General features: G+C 36.8%; 20 protein-coding genes and 1 pseudogene. 2 read left to right on the top strand and 19 right to left on the bottom strand.

Translation table 11 applies throughout. The features are described 5' to 3' along the window. Nucleotides 1–221 precede the first annotated feature (221 nt). Entirely contained in the window at nucleotides 222–1,307 is a 1,086-nt protein-coding gene (locus RMB13_RS13510; protein ID WP_311085478.1) for a hypothetical protein, read from the top strand. Nucleotides 1,308–1,364: 57 nt separating this feature from the next. Here the strand turns inward: RMB13_RS13510 and RMB13_RS13505 are convergent, their stop codons facing one another. The 4 genes from RMB13_RS13505 to RMB13_RS13490 form a co-directional block, all read right to left on the bottom strand. Beyond that, nucleotides 1,365–1,538 (bottom strand): hypothetical protein, encoded by a 174-nt coding sequence (locus RMB13_RS13505; RefSeq protein ID WP_311085477.1) that lies wholly within the window; start codon nucleotides 1,536–1,538, stop codon nucleotides 1,365–1,367. A gap of 263 nt (nucleotides 1,539–1,801) precedes the next feature. Then, nucleotides 1,802–2,122: a hypothetical protein gene (locus RMB13_RS13500; RefSeq protein ID WP_311085476.1), complete on the bottom strand. Its 321-nt coding sequence runs from the start codon at nucleotides 2,120–2,122 to the stop codon at nucleotides 1,802–1,804. Nucleotides 2,123–2,127: 5 nt separating this feature from the next. Beyond that, entirely contained in the window at nucleotides 2,128–3,480 is a 1,353-nt protein-coding gene (locus RMB13_RS13495) for an acyclic terpene utilization AtuA family protein (RefSeq protein ID WP_311085475.1), read from the bottom strand. Nucleotides 3,481–3,492: 12 nt separating this feature from the next. Further along, entirely contained in the window at nucleotides 3,493–4,791 is a 1,299-nt protein-coding gene (locus RMB13_RS13490; protein ID WP_311085474.1) for a citrate:proton symporter, read from the bottom strand. 250 nt (nucleotides 4,792–5,041) lie between these two features. On the opposite strand from RMB13_RS13490, the gene RMB13_RS13485 reads away from it, so the two are divergent. After that, nucleotides 5,042–5,947, top strand: a complete 906-nt coding sequence (locus RMB13_RS13485; RefSeq protein WP_311085473.1) for a LysR family transcriptional regulator — start codon at nucleotides 5,042–5,044, stop codon at nucleotides 5,945–5,947. 651 nt (nucleotides 5,948–6,598) lie between these two features. On the opposite strand, the gene RMB13_RS13480 is transcribed toward RMB13_RS13485, so the two are convergent. The 15 genes and pseudogenes from RMB13_RS13480 to RMB13_RS13410 form a co-directional block, all read right to left on the bottom strand. Then, the gene (locus RMB13_RS13480; protein WP_311073684.1) at nucleotides 6,599–7,039 is read right to left on the bottom strand and encodes an outer membrane beta-barrel protein; all 441 of its coding nucleotides are present in this window, start codon (nucleotides 7,037–7,039) and stop codon (nucleotides 6,599–6,601) included. Between the two features lie 257 nt (nucleotides 7,040–7,296). Further along, nucleotides 7,297–7,701, bottom strand: a complete 405-nt coding sequence (locus tag RMB13_RS13475) for a hypothetical protein (protein WP_311073686.1) — start codon at nucleotides 7,699–7,701, stop codon at nucleotides 7,297–7,299. A gap of 22 nt (nucleotides 7,702–7,723) precedes the next feature. Further along, the gene (locus RMB13_RS13470) at nucleotides 7,724–7,888 is read right to left on the bottom strand and encodes a hypothetical protein (RefSeq protein ID WP_311085472.1); all 165 of its coding nucleotides are present in this window, start codon (nucleotides 7,886–7,888) and stop codon (nucleotides 7,724–7,726) included. Nucleotides 7,889–8,395: 507 nt separating this feature from the next. Beyond that, on the bottom strand, nucleotides 8,396–8,680 hold the full coding sequence (locus tag RMB13_RS13465) for a hypothetical protein (RefSeq protein ID WP_311073690.1): 285 nt from the start codon (nucleotides 8,678–8,680) through the stop codon (nucleotides 8,396–8,398). A gap of 100 nt (nucleotides 8,681–8,780) precedes the next feature. Continuing rightward, on the bottom strand, nucleotides 8,781–9,362 hold the full coding sequence (locus tag RMB13_RS13460; RefSeq protein WP_311073691.1) for an imm11 family protein: 582 nt from the start codon (nucleotides 9,360–9,362) through the stop codon (nucleotides 8,781–8,783). A 154-nt stretch (nucleotides 9,363–9,516) separates the two neighbouring features. Further along, nucleotides 9,517–9,912: a hypothetical protein gene (locus RMB13_RS13455; RefSeq protein ID WP_311073693.1), complete on the bottom strand. Its 396-nt coding sequence runs from the start codon at nucleotides 9,910–9,912 to the stop codon at nucleotides 9,517–9,519. 23 nt (nucleotides 9,913–9,935) lie between these two features. Beyond that, entirely contained in the window at nucleotides 9,936–16,013 is a 6,078-nt protein-coding gene (locus tag RMB13_RS13450; RefSeq protein ID WP_311073695.1) for a DUF637 domain-containing protein, read from the bottom strand. A 31-nt stretch (nucleotides 16,014–16,044) separates the two neighbouring features. Next, nucleotides 16,045–17,682 (bottom strand): ShlB/FhaC/HecB family hemolysin secretion/activation protein, encoded by a 1,638-nt coding sequence (locus tag RMB13_RS13445; RefSeq protein ID WP_311085471.1) that lies wholly within the window; start codon nucleotides 17,680–17,682, stop codon nucleotides 16,045–16,047. Nucleotides 17,683–18,326: 644 nt separating this feature from the next. Beyond that, nucleotides 18,327–18,722: pseudogene (locus RMB13_RS13440) on the bottom strand (YqaJ viral recombinase family protein); the annotation flags it as partial. A 152-nt stretch (nucleotides 18,723–18,874) separates the two neighbouring features. Next, nucleotides 18,875–19,924 carry a DUF932 domain-containing protein gene (locus RMB13_RS13435; RefSeq protein ID WP_311073698.1) on the bottom strand — a complete coding sequence of 350 codons (1,050 nt, stop codon included), beginning with the start codon at nucleotides 19,922–19,924 and terminating at the stop codon, nucleotides 18,875–18,877. Nucleotides 19,925–19,991: 67 nt separating this feature from the next. Beyond that, the gene (locus RMB13_RS13430) at nucleotides 19,992–20,285 is read right to left on the bottom strand and encodes a hypothetical protein (protein WP_311073700.1); all 294 of its coding nucleotides are present in this window, start codon (nucleotides 20,283–20,285) and stop codon (nucleotides 19,992–19,994) included. 95 nt (nucleotides 20,286–20,380) lie between these two features. Then, nucleotides 20,381–21,493: a hypothetical protein gene (locus RMB13_RS13425; protein WP_311073702.1), complete on the bottom strand. Its 1,113-nt coding sequence runs from the start codon at nucleotides 21,491–21,493 to the stop codon at nucleotides 20,381–20,383. A 115-nt stretch (nucleotides 21,494–21,608) separates the two neighbouring features. Next, on the bottom strand, nucleotides 21,609–22,631 hold the full coding sequence (locus RMB13_RS13420) for a DnaJ family molecular chaperone (RefSeq protein ID WP_409070630.1): 1,023 nt from the start codon (nucleotides 22,629–22,631) through the stop codon (nucleotides 21,609–21,611). Nucleotides 22,632–22,701: 70 nt separating this feature from the next. Further along, entirely contained in the window at nucleotides 22,702–22,848 is a 147-nt protein-coding gene (locus RMB13_RS13415) for a hypothetical protein (RefSeq protein WP_311073706.1), read from the bottom strand. A 102-nt stretch (nucleotides 22,849–22,950) separates the two neighbouring features. Further along, nucleotides 22,951–23,214 carry a hypothetical protein gene (locus RMB13_RS13410; RefSeq protein ID WP_311073717.1) on the bottom strand — a complete coding sequence of 88 codons (264 nt, stop codon included), beginning with the start codon at nucleotides 23,212–23,214 and terminating at the stop codon, nucleotides 22,951–22,953. Between the last annotated feature and the right edge of the window lie 302 nt (nucleotides 23,215–23,516).

Here is a 23,516-nt window from a genome sequence, read left to right as displayed (position 1 = left end):
CAGCACCCAGCACCCAGCACCCAGCACCCAGCACCCAGCACCCAATATAAAATTTCAAGTCTATAAATCTACAAAATTTTGTCTTTAATAGTCATTTTTTTCACTTTAAATAGACTGTATTTCTACACAAAAACTACACATTTCCGATAATAAATTTACTTTTTATTTTCAAAAAAATTTAAATAATTTATACTAAATTAAAATATTACCGATTACCTAAAATGATTAAAACTTCACTTGAGTACGATTCTTCTATTTTTGAACAACTATCTAACAGAGAGTTGGAATTAATTTGGAACATTTTAAAGCCAAACTTTAATTTCCCATTTACTGCAACTTCTCAAATACACAACTATACTAATCCACCTCCACTCCCTCCTATAACCAAAATAAAAAATGATTTAGTTGACCACTTTAATACATCATCCAAACGTGAATCAATGATTGAAGTTATAAATCTTATAATAATAAATAGAGTCATAGATTTAGAAAAACTAAAGTGGATTGATAAAGAAAACTTCCAACAAATAAATTTCATACTATCCAAAATTAAACCTCAGCCTTACTCCCTTGAACTAAAGAACTACAACCCAGAAAATTTTATTACTATCCCTCGTGATCATAAATATAAAAAAACATACAATTATTTCACCCCCCCTAACTACCCAATCTTTAAAATAGAAGTTAATAAGGATAAAAAAATAAATAATCCATTTCCAGTCACGAATGGTGTATTTTCTGCAACTCCACCTAGTGTTATACCAGAGAAAAAGTCAATTAATGAATTTGAAAATTTAATTTATTATATTGACTTAATAGTTTTAAATATAGAAAGTAAAATTTCATTCATAGAATCGATACGTCTTGAATGGGAATTCCATATTACTCAACATAACATTCACTATGACTGGATTTCCACTTTCGATAAAAATCAGATTGATTGGTGTATAAAATATTTAGAAAAAAAGGAAAAATATTATCCATATTTTTTAATTGATAAACAAAATACAAGCAAGTATTATGAATTGTTAATTTTACTTGATAACATACAACCTCTTAAAATCAATTATGACCATTTAAAATCTATAAAATTCTATGAAACCATGAAGAAATCTTGGGGACAACAAAAATATAGATCCTCAGGAAAATTAAAAAAGCCTTATCATCTTCCATTAACAAAAGCTGCTCAAACACAACTCGAAAAATTAGCAGAGCTTAAAAATACAAAAAAAGAAAATATTATTGAAGAATTAATATCTCATGAATATTCAAAATTTACAGACTCGAATGGAAAATTTAAATATTAATAATATTAAAGAGCCAGATACAATGCTGGCTCTTTATAAACTACAAGTTTAAATCAATCAAAAATACCAAACTTGAGATTTCCAAATTACGCAACGAGTCCTTTGATTTAGAGGAAGAACATTGCCATCCAAATCAAAGATTCTAATAATTTCATTATTTGAATCACGCTGGCAATTCAAAGTAGCTTCTCCCCCTTCGCTTTGCATAAGACGCACTAAATTTTTACCCATATTGCTAAACTCCTTTCTAGAAAAAGAGTTTAATCACTCATTTCATAATTAAAAGAGCAATGCGTCACTAAATGACGCTACACCATCCTTATCCTTTCAATCGTTCATTTTAGATTCACTTACACGAATTCTTAGATCTCAAAGTATCCTTAAGTTTCAAGCAAAAGCTTATTAGAATTTGTGAAGAATGCCTTTGAAATTCAACTCAACAAGTAATGTAAAGATTAAACTATAGTCCTAGAACTATTCTCCACCTTTGACTCTCATTTTAAATCTATATTTAAAATAGCAGAACATAAAGATTTACCATGGGCATCCAACGACAATGAACGAGTAACACCTCCTTTTAAAATTCCGCGAATTACGAAATTTAAAGCTCCAATTTTAGGAAGCTCATATCGCTCAATAAGGAATTCATCTACCAAAAAGTGTTGTAAGGCTGGTTGTAATTGTTTAGCAATCAGATCTGTAGTTAAAATTGCACATAAATCATCATAATTCTGCGCATCAAATGCAATAATTGAAATATTGGAACTGTCGCCTTTATCTCCAGTGCGGCTATGTGCAATTTCATATAATTTCATATTTTTCATCCCATAATGACTTGAACTTGAACTCGATCACGAGATAAAAATGTTGATGCAACAGCCAGTACCTCTTTTACACTTTTTACTGCACCACCACCACCATAAGGTCCATTGGTATATAAAGATTCAACTTCGTTAGCTACAGCAACTGCATCATGTTTTTGCTGACAACGTGCGGCTACGCGTAATCGTACTTCCCAAGGATTCTGTGTTTCTTGGTTAGAATAGTCACCAAACAAAGAATCTACACCTATCATATCCGCTCGAATTTCATCGAACTTAACACCTGTTTGTTTTAAACGGCTAAGAACAATATCTCTAGCAAGTTTTGTTCGTGCTTTAGCATTTGGCCCACCATAAGAGATTTGCCCCTCTCCAATAAAACCATCAGAAAAACCAACCGTCACTTTAAGGTTTTGAGGTTTCTCATAACCCGTCCCTCCATAAACAGCAACCTGATCTGGTCCAATTTGTTCAAAATAGACATTAGAAAAATCAGCTGTTACATCAGGAGTCTTATATGCATTAGGTTGGTGAATTTCATACAAAAGCTGCTCCTTACATGTGGCTTCACTGACTAAACCGCCAGAACCTTCAACTTTAGTGATTACAGCCTGTCCTTGATGATCAACTTCAGCAATCGGAAAACCTAAGCGGTCTAGGTTTGGCACATCCTTAACTCCAGGATCTGCAAAATACCCACCTGTGACTTGCCCTGCACATTCAAGTAAATGACCGATTAATGTGCCTTTCCCTAATTTATCCCAATCAGTATTTGACCAATGAAACTCATGGATTAAAGGTGCAAGAAATAAGGAGGGATCGGCTACTCGCCCAGTAATAATAATATCGGCATCTTGTCCAAGTGCTTCTAAAATTCCATCAACTCCTAAATAAGCATTTGCAGATACTATCTGTGAAGACAATTGCTCAGCACTTAGTCCATTATCAAGAATCAGAGATTGATCAGTAAGCTCAGTCAATACATCATCACCTATTACAGCTGCAACCTTGATATCAGGAATCTTAAGCTCTGTTAATATTTCCCGAACTTTTTGGATTGCAGCGACAGGGTTTGCTGCTCCCATATTACTGATGATCTTAAATCTGGTTTTACCTTCTTTATCCTGAATAAATGGCAATACACCGCGCAAACGTTTTTCCAATAGAGCGTCATAACCATCATTCGGATTTTTAAGTTTAGCTTGATTAGCTAAAGCAATCGTTCTTTCAGCCAAACATTCAAATACCAAATAATCAAGGTTACCTTTTTCGGCTAATTCAATAGCAGGCTCAACTCGATCTCCCGCATAACCCGCACCACTACCTATACGAATTTTATTTAAAGTATTCATAATATTACGCCTTTAAAATGGAAATACGCCAAATACAGCCGCAGCAATTGTCATAATTACAGAAGCTGCAAATAAATATGGAATCGTATATTTTTGATGATCTGCCAAATCTAATTTACATAACCCAACAATCAGAAATGTTGCGGGTGTTAATGGACTCACTGGAAATCCTGTAGTCATTTGACCCAATATTGCAGCCTGTGCAACCTGTACGGGTTCAATACCAAATGCACTTGCGGTATGTGCAATAACTGGCAACACCCCAAAATAAAAAGAGTCCGGATCAAATAATAAAGACAGTGGCATTGCCACAATGCCTAAGGCAAATGGAATATGCTGCCCAGCACTTGGTGGAATAAAATTTACTGCATGTTGTGACATTTCTTTCAACATGCCCGTTCCTGTCATCACACCTGTAAACACACCCGCTGCCAATAAAATGCTTACCATGCTTAAAGCAGCCTTTGCATGTGCATCAATACGTTGTCGCTGCTCATTGATATCAGGGTAATTAATAAGCAAAGCAGCAACTACACCAATCATAAACATTACAACTGGATCAATTTTGCCGCTGATCATTACACCTAAAACAAAAATTGTAATGAGAACATTCGGCCAAAAGCTATGTGGACGACGCAAAGCCTGACTTTGTTCATCAATGTCATAGGTTAAGAAATCAGAATCACCGGAAAGATTTTTTAATCCAAGGCGTTTTTCTTCTTTTTTTCCTAATAGATAAGCTACAGTAAATGTAAAGATCAAACCTATTATCTGGACCCAGATTAAAGGTGTGAAGATTTCTGTAACCGGAATATTTAAAGATGCAGAAGCACGAATGACTGGCCCAGTCCAAGGTAAAAAATTAACCCCACAAGCCAAAGATGCTACACAGGCTAAAACCCGTCGATCCATTCCCAACTTATCATACAACGGCAGCATTGCAGGAATCGTAATAAGAAAAGCCACCGCCCCTGAACCATCTAAATGAATAATTAAAGCGAGAAGCGCAGTTCCCACAGTAATTCTTGCTGGCTTTAAACCAACAGTTTTCAATATCCGGTTAATAATTGGGTCAAGCATTCCCGCATCAGTCATGATGCCAAAAAATAAAATAGCAAAGACAAACATTCCTGCCATTGGGGCAATATTTTTAATTCCTGAAATAATAAATTTACTGGTTTCTAATCCAAAGCCACCAAGCAGTGAAGCTATGATTGGAATGGTAATTAATGCAATTAATGGTGATAACTTTTTTGTCAAGATACTGACAAATAATAAAATAATCGTGATTAACCCTAATCCTGCTAACATAATATTCCCTTTTATTAGCTCCTATTTTCACTTTTATCCTATGTTTTTTTATACTTTCACTGAATCAATATTATTCAAATTTAGTATTCGATTTTTCTGAATATAAAATAAAAAAGTATTTTGGATACTATGATTTTTTCTGAGATATGAGTGTTAAATTGAAGAAAATTTAACTTTAAAAAATAAATAATGTATCTTTGAGCTTTAGAAAGCCTATTAATTTAAAATTTCTGAACAATGGAATGTAGTAATGAAACAAGGATTAAGGCACATCAGAGCATTTCTCACTGTCGCTGAACTCAAAAATTTTGCACGAGCTGCTAATAAATTATGTATATCGCCTTCAACGCTTACTCTACAGATTCAGCAACTAGAAGATGAACTTCATTTAAAGTTATTTGATAGAACTCGTCATAGCGTCAAAATTACCCCAGAGGGGCAACAAATGATCATTCCTCTGAAATCAGTATTATTAGAATATGAGCACGCATTGGAACTTAGTCAAAATATTTCCGAACATGTATTAGGAACAATTAATATTGCCGTTTTACCAACGATTGCCAGTTCATTACTACCATGTTGGATTCAAGAATTTAAAAAAGAATACCCTCTAGTCAAAATTGTAGTACATGATTTAAATGCAAATGAAATTCATGGGGCTGTCAAATCTGCTGTAGCTGATATAGGTATTGGTACTATTGAGACTGTTGATCCTCACTTAGCTTTTTATCGTTTATTTGATGATGAACTCTTAGTTTTTTCCCCAGAGGGGCATGATCTACAATTCAAAGAACAAATCTATTTTAGGGATGTCATTTCGTTCCCTCAAATTGTTACCATGCCCGGAAGTAGCGTGTATAAGACATTTAATCGTGCTCTTGAAAATATTGATTTATCAATTGAAAATATTGATGTCGCATGCGAAGTCAGATATTTAACTACTGCAATAGGGCTCATTAGTTCCCATATTGGCATCGCTGTTTTACCCGAATCTACTCCAATATCACTACATGAGAATAAAGTCATTAAACAAAAAATTATTGATTTCCCATTTAGTCGAACCATTAACTTAATTAAACTAAAAACTACACATCAATCTCTTATTACTGAGAAATTTATCAAGATCATTCTTAATACATTTAAAGATATAGGCTAAATTAAGCAATCATAAGTAAACTCCTTCTTATCTCTAATTTCATCCTAGTCTCACATTTAAATAAAAATTATTTAGTCAAAAAACACTTTAAATTTAGGCTATCTATGAAAGTTACTTAAATCTATTCAGAATTTCGCCACTCTCGCTCGGAACGGCCCAGAAGTCACTCAGCTATAACCTTAAATAATAGTTTGTTTTCTCAAAGATCAACTTAAACTCAATTTATCGATTATCCAAAGCAATCTAAATTATTCTTATTTTAGCTATTCCAATCCAATTTTTAATGTGGGGTAGGATGAGGGGTAAAAGAACAGGTAAAAAATAAGCCCTTGCAAAAACAAGGGCTTATTCAGAATTTTGGCGGAAGCGGTGACAGTCAAATTAAAGAAATAAACCACTAACAAATAACAATAAAATATTTAACTTTTAATTTTTTACTACTATTTTTACCACATTGTAATTTCTTTATTTCAACCTATTTCAAAACAGCAGTTCGTATTTTTAAGCTAATTAGAGTTCGATTACCGTTCTGTAGCGATCCTGTTTTCGAACTCATAATAACCCAGCTCTATTAACAGTAGTCAATTCAATAACCATACTTTTGATTGTAACCTGAGGAAGAAGAAATTATTAATCTTCCTCAAGTATATTTTAGAAATTATATTTCACTTGAAGATTCATACCATTAAAACCATCAAAGGCACTAACATATGTGTATGATAACTCTCCTGTAATATTCTTAGTGAAGTTGTAGCCTCCACCAGCTTGAATAATCACACCAGCATCATCTTCACTTTCTGATGCTCTGTATCCTTGAAATTCTGCATCAACATCAACACGTATATATCCAAGCATACCTTTTGCATAAAAATTATTTTCTAAAGGATATTTACCAGTAAGACCAACACCATAATATTGAACATCGGCATCGGTTTTTACACCAAAATCCTCAAAATCTTCGTCAAATTTAATATCGTTTACTGACTTATTCCAGAATACTTCAGCACCAAAATATTGATTAAATTGAACACCACTGTTAATGCCTAAAAAATAAACATCAACGTCGTTATTTAAAATAAGTATAATAAGCAACGCCGCAAAGAAATGGACAATGCCAATTCACAATTGGCGTTTAGCGATGAATTGGTTTACGATTCAGTTCGATGATCGATTAAAAGATCATTTATAAAAATGGAACTTACACAAAATAATTTACAGGCTCCATTGCCTCCCTATTTTATATGCTCTCCCTCAATAAAAAGTTTGCCCACAATGCTGAAATTAAAAACAACATTATTAGTTCTTCCGATAAGGGGGAATTGTTGCAATAAGGAACTACTCCATAACACCTAATTAACTTCAAATACGACTGTATCTTTATCAACACTTTGCAAATACTCAATCCACTTATAAAGTATTTTTTCAAATAAACTCAAATCAAGTTGATCTAGATAAGAATCACCAAATCTTTCTTTAAATACAATATGTGATTCTTTAATAATTGCCTTTTCAAAATCATTCCAGTGTGAGATCTCAACTTTTCGCATCATATTTTCAAGTTGAAATAGGTTAATAATCTTTAAAAGTCTATACACAGACTCAGTCGTATTAAAAGAGCTTACGAAATGAGTAGCATCAGACCAATATTTTTTTTCACCATTGCTATCCTCAGCATAAATTACAGCCACAGGGAAATGAATAATTTCTCCACCTTCATCTTCTTGTGTCCAGTTAAAGCTGAATTGTACTTTCATCTATCTACACCTTTTACATAATTTATTTAACAGGCCAAGCACGCCATTGCGTTATAGTTGTATGGCCTTTTGGCGGTGGGACAAATTTTATCACCCCTGATGGTGAAATAGCTTCAAAAGCATTTAAAGTGCCCACTTTACCAGATTTAACCCCTTGTTGATAAACAGTAATCAACTCAAACTGCATTTGCTCTTTTGTCCATCCTGAAGGAAAAAATGTTGATTTTTCATCATTTCCAGCTTTAGATATCCATTTTTTTGAATTTGCATCATAGACTTCAACACCCCCACCCAAACACCATTTGAATCGGGTTTACTAACAACCTGAGTAACTCTTGATGTTACTCCCCCACTTGGCTCATGATGAAAACCTACTGCCGTAACTCCATTTTTATTTGTTGTAATATGTCCTTGTGCGATATGATCAATATCAATTTGTTTTAAAGCACTTTGATCGGTTCTTCTTAACCAATAATTAGCTACAACTTTAGGATCTACACTTTTTTCAGGTGCAATTAAATGGCATTTCTTGTGTGACTAACTCAAACCTTCTAAGATCCTATTGGTATTCCATCAGGATCTCGCCTTACTGTCTCTTCAGTAGTTTTATTATTTTCACTAAAGCTTACCGCTAGACATATATAAAAATGATCTAATTTAAATTCATCAATAAAAGGATCAATACATTTTAAAATCATGGTCGCACAACTCCTTTCACTTTGTAATCTTGTATTTCGTAATCAATCTTATCCGTTTTAATATTTTTATAAAAATGTATCTGTAGATATTGACCATTTTGAGTACTTACAGATTTTGTTGTGAACTTCTTCCAATCCGTAATATCAGACCCATCCTTCATCAAAACTTCAACTACCTTCGGATTTCTCAGCACGCCATCTGCCAGATCAATCCTTGTTGACTCAATTATACTCTTTTGTGTTAATTTTCCTTCGTTAATTAAGATATCAGCTTCTGCCAACCCAAAGAAAACATCCAAATGAAGAATTAGCTTTTGATATAACCGGAGAACTGCCAGTTCAGATTTGAACTACTCCCGTTTATATCAAACTAAACATAAATTAGTCGATCGTTACTTTAGTAAAACTTGCTCCAGTCAAATGATTTTTATCATAAATATCTTTTATTTTCTGACTCACAATCACAGTTGCATCTTCATTTCCCAATCTAAAAAAGTCAGCATTATCTGTTTTATAAGCATCAATGATTAATTTAAAAAAGGCTCTATATCTTCCCGCTAGATCAGGTCTTACAGGATCGTTCTCAAGAAATTTCTGAAAGTCAGAGTTAATCTCATCAACACAGTCATACCTTAACGAATCCACCAATAAATAAAACTTCTGTGATAACTCTTTATTAAAAACTAATGGAACAATTAAACAATCACTAATTTTCTCTACTGCCAATATATTTGCAAATTTTTCACTAACAACACAAAACCCATAGAATGTCGTAGTAAAATCAACTTCCTCTTTACCGCTTTCTATTGTCGCAATATATTTTTTCTGTTTATTTAAGAGAAATTCAACCAGAAACTCATCCCAATCTAACTGAGCTCTCGGGTTGTCGAAGCCATCTATCTCTGTTATAAAATATTGATTAGGAAACTCATAAAAATCCGCTTTGACTTCATAGTAATTCATTAATATCTCCTATTGCTTAGTTAACCATTTATTAACTTGTGAACCTGAAACTAAAGCTTCTGATTTTATTCTTCCCAATGCTGCAACTACAGCATCTCTTTAGTATTTGTCTGTTTTACCACTTACAGCTAATCTTAACTCTTTCCCATAACACCTAATTAATTTCAAATACGACTTCCGCCTTATCACCAATTAATAAATAATCCTTCCATTTCAACAATATATTTAAAAATATATCTAAAGAAATCTCATTATCAAATTTAGATGATGTTATTCGTTTAAACGCGATAAATTGTTCATAAATAATTGCTTTAACATTTTCACTAGCCTTGATTTCAGTTAAAGAAAGCATGCTTTGTTCATTGTAAAAATTAATGATTTCTAGCATTTCTGAGGCTGCATTTACGGAGTCTAAAGACATCAGAAAATATTCTGCTTCGGTAAAATGCTCACTTTCAACTCTTTCATCTTCTATAATTACATCTGGAAAACTAAAAATTTCCATACTTTCATCTTCTTGGCTTGTATTTAAAAAAAATATTACTTTCATTTCATAACTCCAAAAATTAAAATTTACTTAACAGGCCAAGCACGCCATTGGGGTACATTTTTAGTAGGTGGAACAAACTTAATTTTAACGCCTGATGGTGATATAGCTTCAAAGATTTTTTTAGCTTTAACAAAACCTTTCGCCTCTCCTGCTTTAAAAACAGATGTTAACTCAAATTCCATTTGTTCTTTTGTCCATCCTGATGGTAAGAAAGTTGATTTCCCATTATTTCCAGCTTTAGGTATCCATTTTTTTGAATTTGCATCATAAACTTCAATTACTCCTTCCCAAACACCATTTGAGTCTGGTTTACTAACAACCTGAGTAACTCTTGATGTTACTCCTCCACTCGGCTCATGATGAAAACCTACTGCTGTAACTCCATTTTTGTTAGTTGTGATATGGCCTTGTGCTATATGATCAATATCAATTTGTTTTAAAGCATTTTTATCGGTTCTTCTTAACCAAAAATTAGCAACAACTTTAGGATCTGCACTTTTTTCAGGTGCAATGTGATTAACAGCTTTTTTAGCTAAATACGTGAATAATGATCTTTTCGGTCCTCCTCTAGTATTATTATTATTTTCAATTGCTATATCTGCCGCATTTGCAGCTGTATTTACATCATAACCAGCATAGCCGGATAGAACACCTGCAGCTATCTTACCAGCATTACGATTTCGTAATTTTTCTTCAACTGTATATTCATCACCATTTACTGGATCAGGCATTAATCCAGCTACTATTTCACCTACACCAGCGCCAATTGCACCAGCCTCACAACTCGCTTTTGTTGCAGCTGCAGCCGCACAACCAGCAGCAGCATGAGCAATTTTATGAATTGTATATTCCCAAATATCAGGATTTGAAAAATCTAAGAAATCCCCAATACCCAGTGCTAACTCCCCTTGTAAGGCTCCAGATAATCCTGCCAGTAAAGCTTTTTCGAGGTTATCCTGTAAATTTCCACCATTAATTGCCGTCTGTACTAAAGTAGAGCCAACAGCATTGGTAAAATTATTCATTAAACGATCAGGGAAGTAAGTACTATCGGGTTTAAGTTTTAAAGCTGTACCCACTTCTTTTAATAATCCTGCCGTAACCATACTTACCGCAAGATTACGAACGGACTCCTTACTACCTAAATCTTTTAAAGTCTTACCAACATCTCCACCATTATTGATTAAGCTTACACTTGCTTGTGAAGCTAATGTCGCAACCGCAGCCTGAGCACTTGCTCCAAGTGCCGCACTCCCTGTAGCTGATGCAACTGAACTAGCCGCTGCTGTACCAGCCCCTGATGTCAATACTGTTACAATAATGACAATGATTGCTGCACCAGCACCAGTTAATCCTTGTGACTTATAATCCCAATTCTCTTGTGCGAGTTTTACAGCTTCCCAATTCACATCTTTTCGAGCAATAAGAGTCTTTAAATATTCATTACCAGGCTGATTAGACAGCTTAATTACTTCTGCTCGTACATCATTATTTTTGCCAGAAACAACTGGTACTTGTACTGTCAATCCACCTTTAGCAATAAACGTTGGCTCAATTGGTCCATTAAAACTTGGTAATTTTGCTGTTTCTGTAATAGAGCCTTTGTCTTGCATCGACTGCCAAACAACACTATTGCTCTTTTTCGTAGAAGTATTTGTAACAATTTCCGATGCTTTTTCTAAGCTAATCGTGCCACCTGCTTGAATATTGGCACCTTCCAAATAATTAAATACAGTCCCTTTCAGACGAGTATCAAATCCTGATTTTGTGCCGATATAGTCCGCATTCAGCACAGCAGGAAGCTCTGATTTAATATTACGCGTATTCGTGGTCTTGGAATTATTCAGTTTAATCCCAATAAATGAGCTCTTTTTACTAATATCAGTTGTATTTAAGGTTTCATTCTTTGCAGTCAAAAAGTTGAGGTCCCCTCCAGCCTGAATACTTATTTTTCCACCATTTGCCGTTAAATGACTCGAATACATATCAATACTGGTACGATTCTGACCCATCATTTTATCTGTATTTTTTTCCTGACTTTTGATATTGATATTTTTCGCTTCTATATCAACTGACACTCCTCCACTTTTTTCAGCTGTTTTTACGGTTGTCGTGGTTTTCTTCTTACCGTACCATTTTCTTTTCGTTTCAGTTTTTTTACTCTTGTCATAACCATTCTCTATCGCCACATCAAAAATAATATTTTTATAAGCTTCAATATCGACATTACCATTCTGACTGGTGATTTCAGTGCCTTGTAAAATTAAATTATCAGTTTCTGACCTACCTGTAGCTTTGATCTTTACTCCTTTATTGCCATTAATTGTCGTTATGTTCACAGGACTACGCCAGTTGTAGTTCTCATGCTCTACTCGACCAATTTCATAAGAGTCTTGCAGTCCATCAATAATGATGCTGCCTTTTATCGGACCTTGTTTTACGCTACTCGGTTTGTCACTTGTATATTGCCCTTGGATTTTATGTGCAGCTCCAGCTAAAGTACCCGCTCCCTCAATACGAACAGTCCCATTCTGAGCATCTACTTCTGAACCGCTAATACTTACGCCTTTTGCTGCAATCAGATTAATATTCCCATTTCCTGAGATTAGGTTTGTGCCTTGATGTTCATAACCATTAACATTTTTACTATAGAAATTAATCAACTGATCAGCAGATGCAATCCGTGGCGTATATTTTTCATAGGCATGAATAAAATATACTGAACCGCGATACCCATTTGCAGGACTATAGTCAATAAAAATTTTTACGAAGTATTTCTCTTCTAATGCGTCCTTTATCGCATACATTTTTTTTACATCAACTTCTCCTTCATGCTTTAAACCAATACCCCTATTTTTAGCGTACGAGTCTATGAGGAATAAGTAATCCTTATCCTGTCGCATTTGCTCATGTTGACGTAATAAAACTTCTTTTTCCAACTGAGCTGCTTTCAGCCTTTCAAATGATGCAATCTTTGTAGAATCTTGAATCGTATTTTTCACGCCATCCACAATCACATCACCAGTAGTAGCAACGAGGTTAATATCTTTACTCGCTTTAAGTTCAGATCCTTGTAATGTTACATTCTGGCCTGCCAAGCTAATACCACCGGTGGTTGTATTCAGCTTTACAACTTGCTCTGAACCATTTCCTGTAGTGCCACCAGTACCTACTAACGTTAAATCACCACCTTTAGCATGAAGATCAATATCGCCATACGCATTTAGGGTAATATTGGTTGGCGTAATGGTAAGATTCCCAGTTCCAGTCTGAATACCAATATCACCATTGAATTGCGCTAGATCGGCATTGTTCTTTAATATCGCACTATCCACTGCAGTCAGTGTGTATTTATCCTTCCAATCCAAACTTGTGCCCGCTTCAATATTAACTACACCACCCTTTAAATTGGTACGTTGATGTGCTTGTAAACCTTTACTCTTTAAGGAAAGTAAGCCACCAGCTGTCATATTGACCGTGCTAGCCGCTGCCCAACTGGTTTGACCTTTGGCATCAATATCACTATTTAAGTAAGTATTCTTGTCTGAACTAACCGCAGTATGTGCACCTGAATTACTATTCACCGCCCAGAGTCTGACATTGTCTCCACCATGTAGCTCAATATTACGACCACTTTTTAATTCACCACCATAAATGCGATTGAAACCTTTTGCATCAACCACAAGATCATTGCTGGCATTGGCATTCAGCCATTGAAGTTCGACATTACCAATCGCTGACTTTACTGAAATATCTTTTGCTTTTAAGTTCGACCATAAATACGTTGTCTTTGGAATAAAAGTCCCATCCGCGTTCTTAACTTGTTTCACATCTCCAGCACGATATAAGTTAATATTTTTATCAGCAATCAAATTAATATTTCCAGCCGTGGACTGGATATCTCCAGCATAGAGATAAAGTGCCCCTTGGTTAGTTGAGCCAATATTAATATCTTGCCCTGCTGTGATTTTTGATTTCTGATTGGTCTGATCTAGTGCAGTGGTTCCCTCTACAGCACTATTAATTTTAGCGATATTTAAACGTACATCTTTATCTGCCAGTAATGAAACTTTGCCTTTATTGGCCAATGCAGTCAGACTGGTTGTGGTCAAATTCCCACCCAAAGCAGAGACATTAATATTGCCTAATGATGACCATAGACGGGTATTATCTTGTAAGTTAACATCTTTTTTCGCAACGATATTTAAGTTTCCAGCCGTGGATAGCGTAATATTTTTAGTTTTAACATTGCTCCCTTCAATATCAATGCCTCCAAAACCCTTCACTTCAACATTGGCGGCAGTAAGCCCTGTTGCCAAAGAGATATCTCCTCCTGCGGCAATACTTAACTTGCCTTTAATCGGCTGTAGCATTTGTTTGTTTTGATTAAAATTTAGATTCTGTTGTGCAGTGAACACAACATCTTGTACACGAGTACTGGTTTGTCCCGATACAATTGGCAAACTTAAAGCTGTAAGATTTAATAAACCTGAAGATTGAATGGCTAATTTTGTTTTAGCATCAAGCACTGCATTGGTAACATTGATTGCAGCATTGGCTATATCCGTTCCAACACTATTGAGATAAATCCCATTATTGGTACTATATAGATTTGAATCTTTCAGGTCTAATTGTTTATTTGAACTGAGACCAAGATCATTGCGAGCACTAATCGAAGCATCGGTTACTTTAATCTTTTGACCTGCGCTAAGATAAACGCCACCATTACTGCCAATATTGTTTTGAGCCCCACTTACTTGTTTACCCGTTAGACTAATATCACCATCTGCATTGATGTAAACATTTTGCCCATCGCCAAACTGCTTAATCACAGCGCCAGTTCCAACAACCGAACCTTTGGTATTTAAAGACACAATGTTCTTTGAAGTTATATTGGTTACACCTGTGTAACTATCTTGCTGCAAATATAAATGACGTCCAGCATCAACAAATACGGCATTAGAACTTTGGATTTTACCCTGATTGATTATGTCTCCATGTCCATCCGTTCGATTGGTCTGAACGGACATTAACCCATTGCTTGCATCTGTGGTTTGAATTAATCCTGTTGTGGTATTGGTAATTTTACCATTGCTGTTAAGGACTAAATTATTTTTGGCTTTAATAATGCCTGCATTATTGACCCCAATCCCCGCTTCATTGGCATAGAGATAAATACTATTTGCATAAAGCCCTCCCAACTGTGCGACATCAATCGCAACTGTAGGTTTCATCCCTGTTCCTGTCGTTGCAGCAAATTCACCTGTGTCAGCAGTAATTGTGTTTGCCCCTGTAACAGCAGTAATTGTCGTGGCATTGACTGGTGCATTGATCGCAATAGAGCGGCCTAACAGTTCTAATGCAACGGGATTATTGGCATTACCTCCTAATCCTCGGTTATTTGCACCAGGATTAATCGTGATTGCACCTTGTTTTACGGTATGTTGTTTGATCGAACCATCACTGTTATAACCCAACATCCCTGTTGATAGCGTTACCTGATTGGCATTGATAAACCCACCACCATTCACTGTAATACCGGTTGGGTTGGCAATCACCACATTCGCTCTTGATCCCAATACTTCAAGATTACCCTGTAATAAACTTGGGTTGGTTGAAACGACTTCATTTACAATCGTGGTCGCTGCTCCTTTTGCCAAATTAGGATTCGCCGCAATGGATGTTTTGGTAATCTGACTGGTTGCTGCGCCGCGAGAGTTGTTCAGGATTACACCATTCTGATTTACATCAAACTGGGTATAACTATTACGTGATACACCTAATGCTGAAGGGGCCGTAATCCAAACGTTGGCTACCTTACCTTCCTTAAGTACAGTCGCTTTATGCGCTACAGCAGCACCATTATTGACGACAACATTGGCATAAATCGGACTAATCGCCATCAAGCTAGAAAGAGCCAACACCAATTGTTTTAATGTTCTTTGTCCTGTTGCCGCAATACTTGAGTCTGTCACCTCTGTATTGATTGACGCTTTAATATGTGGAGAGGTATCCCCCTGATGGGATTTTGCCAGTTCGGATACTGCAACATAAGTCCCAAGTTTGGCATTAAATTTTGTTCGATAAAATTGCTTATTCATATTGTGACCTTATTTCTATTCATGGATTTGCTTAGTAATTAAATGAGAGATTAAATCCAGTGATTAGGTCTTTCTGGATATGTTCTGGTGCAACCAGTCCCCGGCCCACGAAAAACTCGCCATTAATATGTTTGAATTGGGTTCTTACACCCACCACGCTGCCTAACAGATAACGGTCAGAGTAATATTGAGTGCCATCCCCAGTCACAAGTCCTTGATCCAGCCCTGCGTAAAGTGAGAAATTAGGAATGGGATTGAGCCAATGCATGGTTTGTTGTAAATAATGTCCATTACTGCCAACGATGCTTTGCTCAGGTCGATAACCCCGAATGCTGTAGCGGCCACCAATATTAAAGGTCTCCTGACTGACCACTTTCTGCGGACTCCACTGGCCTTGCCAGTTCAACTGATACATAAAGTTATTTTTAGCGGTCTGCCAGGGCACTGCATATTGAAAAGCTGCATTCCAGATCCCAGCTCTAGAATCACCCTCTCCGGTAATATCTTCGGCCGCCTCATTTTTTCCAAAAATGTCAGCACCTTTGCGGTAACTGAATTGAACATTGATGTTTTGTTGACCAAACCTGTATTGATATTTACTCCCCAACTCCCAGCCTGAAAGGCGTTTACGTTGAGGATTGACTTCAAGATCATCAATAAAGCTGGAGACTGATTTTCGATAGAGTTGGACATAGCCAGAGAGACGGTAGGATTTACTACGACTGAGTTCGCGCTGTGCTTGAAGGTTAAAATCTTTGTTAATGGTTTTATAATCGAGCCATTTATCAAAACCTTCTAGTTCCTGAATATTGGTATATTGACTGGCATTGAGATTAAGTAACCAATTCTTGTAGGGAACTTCGTAGGAAATAAAATAATTATTAAAATCGGTATGGTCGGTATTCCAGTCATTGATTGACTGGGTATAGTAAACAAATAAGCTATCCGCAGCATTCAATGGGTTTTCTAAAGCATAACTGACATAGCCTTGGTATTTTCCAGAGCTTTTACTGCCCGCATCATTGAGTCCAGCAGTGATAAAGTTCCTTTCCTGAATCTCCCATACAATTTCAACATCGCTATAACCCGCATCTTCACCACTTTTTTGGCTTGGTAGAATATCGAAACTGGTCTGCATGCCTTGTAAACGGGCAAAGGTTTCTAGGATTTGTTCGAGTTTACGGATATTGAGGATATCGCCTGCTTGCATGGGCAAACGATAATTTAAGGGTTGATCTTTACTATTTTTAAGTCGGATTTCCCCAATCAATCCAGGGATCAAAGTTAAACGTAAATGTCCTGTCGCAAGATCCTGCTCGGGTACGATGACTTGAGTAGACACATAACCCAGTTGAACCAGTCGCTCATTGATATAATTAACAACACCAGCCAGTCCTTTTTCACCAATGCATCGGCCTAGAACTTTATTGTCTGAATACTTTAGTTCTTTAAAGATGCGATTAAAATCAGCTGTTTTTATACTCGGATACTTAGTTGGAACATCAACCTTTAAAGAAGATATCTCAAAACAAATCGGTTCCTTTTGTAGCCAAGGATAGCTTGAATCAACTTTCGTCTGTTGTAGCTGGATAAAAGGCGCAACGGATTGCGTTAACTGGTCAATCTGCTGTTTCTGCGAAAGATAATCTCTGGCCTGTTGTTGACTCACCTGATCTTCAGCATAAGTACCCCCCGATGAAAATACCAAAGGGATGAATAAATATCTCTTATACATTAATAATGAAGTTATATAACCGCGAACCAATGAAATGTTATAATATTACATTAAATATCTCAACCTTTATTCTCAATAAACCAATTCAAACTTGGCTACAAAATAAACAAAACAAAGTTTCAAGGTAAAAATATAAAAGAAATCCAATCTTTAAATCAAGATTATAGATATACAAGAAAAGACTGTCTTGGATAGGAGATATAAACTCAAATTTCTTAGGAATTGAGAAATAAAACAAAAAAAGCTACAAATATAAAACTAAGGCCTAATGAATACCACTAAAATAAAAGACAAGAAAAGCTCCCAACAATAAAAGAAAAAAGATAATGACAAAACCTAGTATTTTTTTTCATTTCCTATTTCGCCTTCTATTTCCAAATTAAATTTAGATAATTTATTTTAATATCGTAAACTTTCCTAAAAACAAAAAAAATAAACATAAAATGTAGTATTGCAAAAAGCGCATCAAAAAATATACCAACATTGCTTTTCGTATAAACATCATAGTTGATAAACAACAATATTATTGAAAAACCGAGAACTTCTCTATAAATATAAATAGTAGAATAAAACAATGCTTTGTCCTCGTCAGGATGTTGTAACACAGCATTGACTCGACGCACTTTATGGTTGGTATGCATGCTGTAATATTCAGCGACTAGCGGTTCCAACCTTTTCCCCCAGTATAAAGGAGCATAGCCTGCACTCTCATCTTCAACACCTTGCTGCATTCGACCTATTTTAATCATCCACAGTTCAAGCATCGACATGTGAGGATTTAACCCACAGGCTGTTGCTGCATCACTACTACCAATTCCCTGTTTTCGGATTTGTAGCCATTGTTCACGGCTCATCTGTTTGGTTTCAACCAATCGTTTGGCTTTGTTACTTCGTCTGCTATGACATGAATAAGTTTTTGGTTCAACAGGTGGACCTATAAAGGGTTGCTGTTGACTCGTCATGATTTGTCTCATAAGGATACTCCTATATTTTTAAAGGCATAAAAAAAGCCACATTGAGAGAAATATGGCTAAAGGTAGACTTGAATTAATTTTAAAACGCAACGTAATTAATAGACTTAGGCTAAATCGACAAACTTAAATTAAATAAATCATTGATTGTATGATTAAGACACCATTCTTAATGCCTGTTCTAACCCGCGTTGTTTGATATTGGCTCCAGCCCCGAACCATGCTGAATCCATCCGATGATCTTGACTTATAGCTCTGCGCTCATGATCACAAAACTCCGTAATACTACAAAGCAACCCATAAGCCGTATCTTTGGCTGAACTTAACTCGGCCCCACGGCCATGTCCGTTAAACATGGTCATCACCTTAGACATAGCCCGACCATTCGGTTCAGTTTTATTGTCAGCTTTGGATGAATGGGGTGGTTGAGGTCTTGCCACATTACGGTAGAACTGAATGATACTTTCATCTTGTTCAGCAATGCTCAGGTTCGTATTATTAAACACAGCATCAAAGTAGGCGGCTGCTTCCTGCTGGGTCACTTTACGTTGGCTGAGTTGTTTCATTTCATACATGTGTTCATCCCATGCACGCACTGAAATACCCAATTGCTGTTTAATTTTCTCAGCATCAAATTTGGTGCTATGTGGAACTTTCACCACACCAGCACTGCTATTCTGCCCACGTAAGGCAATCGCCAGAGTGTTATTACACACTACGCGAATTGAGGTAAATTGTGCCGTAGTGGCGAGTGTCCCATCACATGCCGTGGCTAATAAAATGTAGCCATGACTGACATCCTTGCCTTTTAACGCTGCCAATTGGCCTGTTCTTGCCAATGCCCAAAACTTACGACCACCTTTGAGTACACCCGCCGTTTCCAGCTCAAAGCCTGATTGCTCCGTTAAGTCTCGATAAAACTCTAGAATCTCCATCGGTTGGACTTCCTGATAACGCTGACTCACCACCGACAACGGTGCATGAGTATCTGAACGATAAAGCACTCGCTGTTCTTCATACGGCATGATAATGCTCTGTCCCCGTTCATTCTTTGCCATATAACTGACATTGGATGATTCGATTTTCCAATCCATTCCTGCCTGCTCAGCCCAGACTTCTATAGGTTGGTTTTGGGTGAGTTGATTGCCTAAGCCATGCCATGGGGTTTGACCAACAAAAGCCATAGTTTCTAATTGATGCGCCATGATTGTTTTCCTTTAAGTGATATAAATTAAGTGTTTTAAATAATTTGAAAGGTGTAAACGATGAAAATTACGCGAAGCCTGATTGCTGGATTTCAAAATGCTGTAAGCATTGCTCACACTGGTAAAACAGCGTCACCATGTTGTCTTGGTGCTGGACGTAGAGTAGAAACATCCCTCCAATAACCAAGCCCGCAAAGCCACCCACCAAAGGATGAACAGGACTTCGCTTTGACAATTGCATACAGGCTGCTGCCAAAGACATCGGTGAGAACGATGAAAGCTTTGCGAACACACCTGACGTAGGTTCAGTCTTGCAGAGTAATGTGATGTGTAGTGAGTGACAGTAAGGACACTGGTGCATGTACTTCTCCCTTAAATAAAAGGCATAAAAAAAGGACCTGCCTGATTGGCAAGTCCTCGGTTATAGGTAAGTTTTAAATAGCGCTATTCAGCCTGTTAACGTTTTGCTTCCCATTGTTTGGTATAAGTCTCGGCTGAAAGATAATGCTTTATACCAAATTCAAACTGGTTCGCTGGTGAGTTCAATACATCCTGTAATGGTAGCGTTGCAAAATCGACATTCGGCTCTAGCCATGAATCACTCGATTTTTGTTCTAACTTAAGTGGTTTATACACTTGGGTATAGAGAAGTGATTCACCACCTACCCGGTACTGTTGGGTAATCTGGGAACGAAACTTAAAGAACAGTACCCCTGACACTTTTAAGCGATTTTGTTTAAAGTCCATGATATAGGCTCGCGCCCAACCTGAACCTGCTGAACCTTTTACCAGTTCCTGTGCATCCGCTGCTGCCATAGGGAGAGTTAATAAGGTTTCCACTTTTCGAGACGATGCATTCTCTTCAAACTTCAAGGTCAGAATACCTTTATCGGCATCATATTCATAATCTGGGTTTACAGATCCCTGATTGATATAAAGTCGACGCATGGCTTTATTTAATGCGTTTTGTAATAGATGGATATCATAATCAACCTGATCAGCCTCCAACTCTGTTTTCGTCTGCTCTACACGTAAATGGTACTGTTCCGTGGTTTCAAACTCACCTTTTGGTTTAATAATCGGTGTTTTTAACATGCGGACATAGTTGATCGCCAGATTATTAGCAAACTGATAAAGCTGATCATTGGTTAAATCAAACAGAACCTGATCCATCCCTTCCATCGGTCCGCTTTCACGCCCCATTACTAAAATCTGATCGTCACCTAATTTCAAGTTACGTTTTAATATTGCAGCGATTTGGTCAAATGAACGAATATCTTGATCACTCTGTCTTTCAACAAGATTAAGTGGGAATCTAGCTGGGCTCGCATATCGGTAATCATCCTCTGGGAAGTTACCCATAATATCACCATCAATCAAAGGCAACGGTTGAACAGCGGTTTTTGAAAGAATCACTCGTGAAAGTACTCCTGTTTCGGTTTCAGTCTCAACTGAACCAGAGGCATCACTATATTCATCCTGGGCCGTTTGCAGTTCCTCTTTTTTTGAGCAGCCACCTAAAAATAAAATACTGGCAATACAGCAGCAAAGTAATTGTTTTTTCATCATGCTAAGTCCTCTGAATTTGAATTTATTCTCGTGATAGGCAAGGCTGATGAGGAGATTTCCATCAGGATCTGTACCCTCTTCACAGGGGTAATATGTAAGTAAAATTTCTTTATTTTCAGTTATTGTCCAGATAACGCTTTAATATGGCCCTCGCCTGATTGAGTTGCTGGGCTTGGCTTTCAATGAGCTGACGAACGGATTCAGGTAAATTCTGGTATTTATCCGGATGGAACTCAGCCATCTTTTTTCGGTAAGCAGATTGCAAGCTTTGCTCAGTCAGTGATTCAGGCTGAATATCTAAAATTTCACATGCATGTTGCTGTTCAACTGTTAACTTTGGTTTGCTTTGTTTGGTATTTACCGTGTAAGAAAAGTATTGTTCATATTTATTAATTAACGACTCAGCCATCTGTTCAGAGACATTTAAAGCTTGGCAAACTGGAGCAAACTCAAGAACCCAATTTGTATCTGGAAAGTGACGTAAAACAATAATCCCCATAGCATCATCCAGACACATCATTCTGATCTGTAACGGAAGCTCCAAACTTATACTTTTTAATTCATCAACAATTTCATAGAGATCTTGACGCTGATTCGATTGCATAAAATGGATAAGATATTGTTTATCTGTTGCCTTAAAAATATCCCGATCAAATATGGTTGCCATGACTTCACGAGCTTTATCATGCCATTCTCCCCGATATCCCAACATGAAATAGGTATAGAGATGAATGAAAGGTTTCGCATTTGGAATCTGCTGCCCTAATTGAGAAGCTTGGGATTGACAGACTTCATTTAAAAATTCAGCCAATGTCCGTACGATCCCCTTATCCAGTTGGGTAAAGGTTAAGGTTTCCATCCGATTCAGTACGATGCCATGATTAATGACCCCAATCTCTGCCTCGACGTGATGAATATTTTTAAAGAGGTAAGTCACTTCATCTCCAAAGCTTTCTTTATAAAAGAGTCCTGTCGCCGTCACACAAAGTCCAGCTTTGGCACTGCCAAATACCGTATCGTCAATCAGCATGAGGATTTCATCTGGGTGAATCCCTTGAGGGAGATAACTCATGGCCCCTTGCAATTTTTTATAAGGAATAGCAGGTGCAAAATAAATATTATCACTTGCTCTTAGCATCAACATCCAACGGCTTTTCTGGAGTGATTCTCTCGATATGATGGTCATGGCAACCTCCCCAATTTAGGTACTAAAACATCCAACGTAGAAAATCAGCAGGCCAAACAAGCGCCCGCCCCAAGGCATATCCACCAGAATAAATGGGATACTGCCAAATCAAATACAGCCAATAACCAATGACAATTGTGAAATAAAGGCCAATCAAGGGATGTTTCATTGTAAATTCCTCATTTTTTAGGTCAGCCTGTCCAACCCGCTGCCCTATGGCAGCAGGTGAAATCAAAAAGCAAACTAAGATTGAATGTGAAGATGTGCTGTTCTAAAGTTTATGTGCACATTGCTGACCAGACTTAAAGGACACCTCTTCGAAGTCTTCTGGCATCCTGACTTGCATCATGCCAATCACCTCCAGCTTCTCTTCGCCATAATGTTTTTCCATCTTGTCGTAGAAACAGGAACAGAAACTGCGACTCCCTCCTGTATTCCTACAACTTTGTTTCATACCCTTTTCAAAATCGGAAGAACAACCAGTAATCATCCACACACTGATACCAACCAGACCCATCAAAATTTTATTTTTCATCATTTTATCCAGTGATGTCGTCATGGAGCTCAGGCTTTTTTTTGGCAACACGAAGCCCTGCCACGATGTATCTCACATGACATTTTTTAAGTTAAATTTTTAGACGAAAAGACCTAAAGCTTGAAGAACCAGAAGTTCATCAAGCCCGATTAAAAACTAATCAGGGGGTATAAAAAGAATATGCATAGCCAACTCCTTTATTTGGGGAGTTCTGCCAAAACATTAGAGAATTATGGTGGCAGAACGAAAGTGGGTTGACAGACTGATAGTAAAGGATCAGCACGCACAAGGCGTCCCCCTTC

Source organism: Acinetobacter sp. V102_4, from assembly GCF_031799005.1.
In the GTDB taxonomy this organism is placed as follows: Bacteria; Pseudomonadota; Gammaproteobacteria; order Pseudomonadales; family Moraxellaceae; genus Acinetobacter; species Acinetobacter calcoaceticus.
This window is presented reverse-complemented; position numbering and strand designations above follow the sequence as displayed.

What these genes read in the sequence shown, in the direction of transcription:
- RMB13_RS13510 (WP_311085478.1), top strand. Translation starts at nt 222, where the DNA reads ATGATTAAAACTTCACTTGAGTACGATTCTTCTATTTTTGAACAACTA.
- RMB13_RS13505 (WP_311085477.1), bottom strand. Translation starts at nt 1,538, where the DNA reads ATGGGTAAAAATTTAGTGCGTCTTATGCAAAGCGAAGGGGGAGAAGCT.
- RMB13_RS13500 (WP_311085476.1), bottom strand. Translation starts at nt 2,122, where the DNA reads ATGAAATTATATGAAATTGCACATAGCCGCACTGGAGATAAAGGCGAC.
- RMB13_RS13495 (WP_311085475.1), bottom strand. Translation starts at nt 3,480, where the DNA reads ATGAATACTTTAAATAAAATTCGTATAGGTAGTGGTGCGGGTTATGCG.
- RMB13_RS13490 (WP_311085474.1), bottom strand. Translation starts at nt 4,791, where the DNA reads ATGTTAGCAGGATTAGGGTTAATCACGATTATTTTATTATTTGTCAGT.
- RMB13_RS13485 (WP_311085473.1), top strand. Translation starts at nt 5,042, where the DNA reads ATGAAACAAGGATTAAGGCACATCAGAGCATTTCTCACTGTCGCTGAA.
- RMB13_RS13475 (WP_311073686.1), bottom strand. Translation starts at nt 7,701, where the DNA reads ATGAAAGTACAATTCAGCTTTAACTGGACACAAGAAGATGAAGGTGGA.
- RMB13_RS13470 (WP_311085472.1), bottom strand. Translation starts at nt 7,888, where the DNA reads ATGCAGTTTGAGTTGATTACTGTTTATCAACAAGGGGTTAAATCTGGT.
- RMB13_RS13460 (WP_311073691.1), bottom strand. Translation starts at nt 9,362, where the DNA reads ATGAATTACTATGAAGTCAAAGCGGATTTTTATGAGTTTCCTAATCAA.
- RMB13_RS13455 (WP_311073693.1), bottom strand. Translation starts at nt 9,912, where the DNA reads ATGAAAGTAATATTTTTTTTAAATACAAGCCAAGAAGATGAAAGTATG.
- RMB13_RS13450 (WP_311073695.1), bottom strand. Translation starts at nt 16,013, where the DNA reads ATGAATAAGCAATTTTATCGAACAAAATTTAATGCCAAACTTGGGACT.
- RMB13_RS13435 (WP_311073698.1), bottom strand. Translation starts at nt 19,924, where the DNA reads ATGGCGCATCAATTAGAAACTATGGCTTTTGTTGGTCAAACCCCATGG.
- RMB13_RS13430 (WP_311073700.1), bottom strand. Translation starts at nt 20,285, where the DNA reads ATGCACCAGTGTCCTTACTGTCACTCACTACACATCACATTACTCTGC.
- RMB13_RS13425 (WP_311073702.1), bottom strand. Translation starts at nt 21,493, where the DNA reads ATGATGAAAAAACAATTACTTTGCTGCTGTATTGCCAGTATTTTATTT.
- RMB13_RS13420 (WP_409070630.1), bottom strand. Translation starts at nt 22,631, where the DNA reads ATGCTAAGAGCAAGTGATAATATTTATTTTGCACCTGCTATTCCTTAT.
- RMB13_RS13415 (WP_311073706.1), bottom strand. Translation starts at nt 22,848, where the DNA reads ATGAAACATCCCTTGATTGGCCTTTATTTCACAATTGTCATTGGTTAT.
- RMB13_RS13410 (WP_311073717.1), bottom strand. Translation starts at nt 23,214, where the DNA reads ATGAAAAATAAAATTTTGATGGGTCTGGTTGGTATCAGTGTGTGGATG.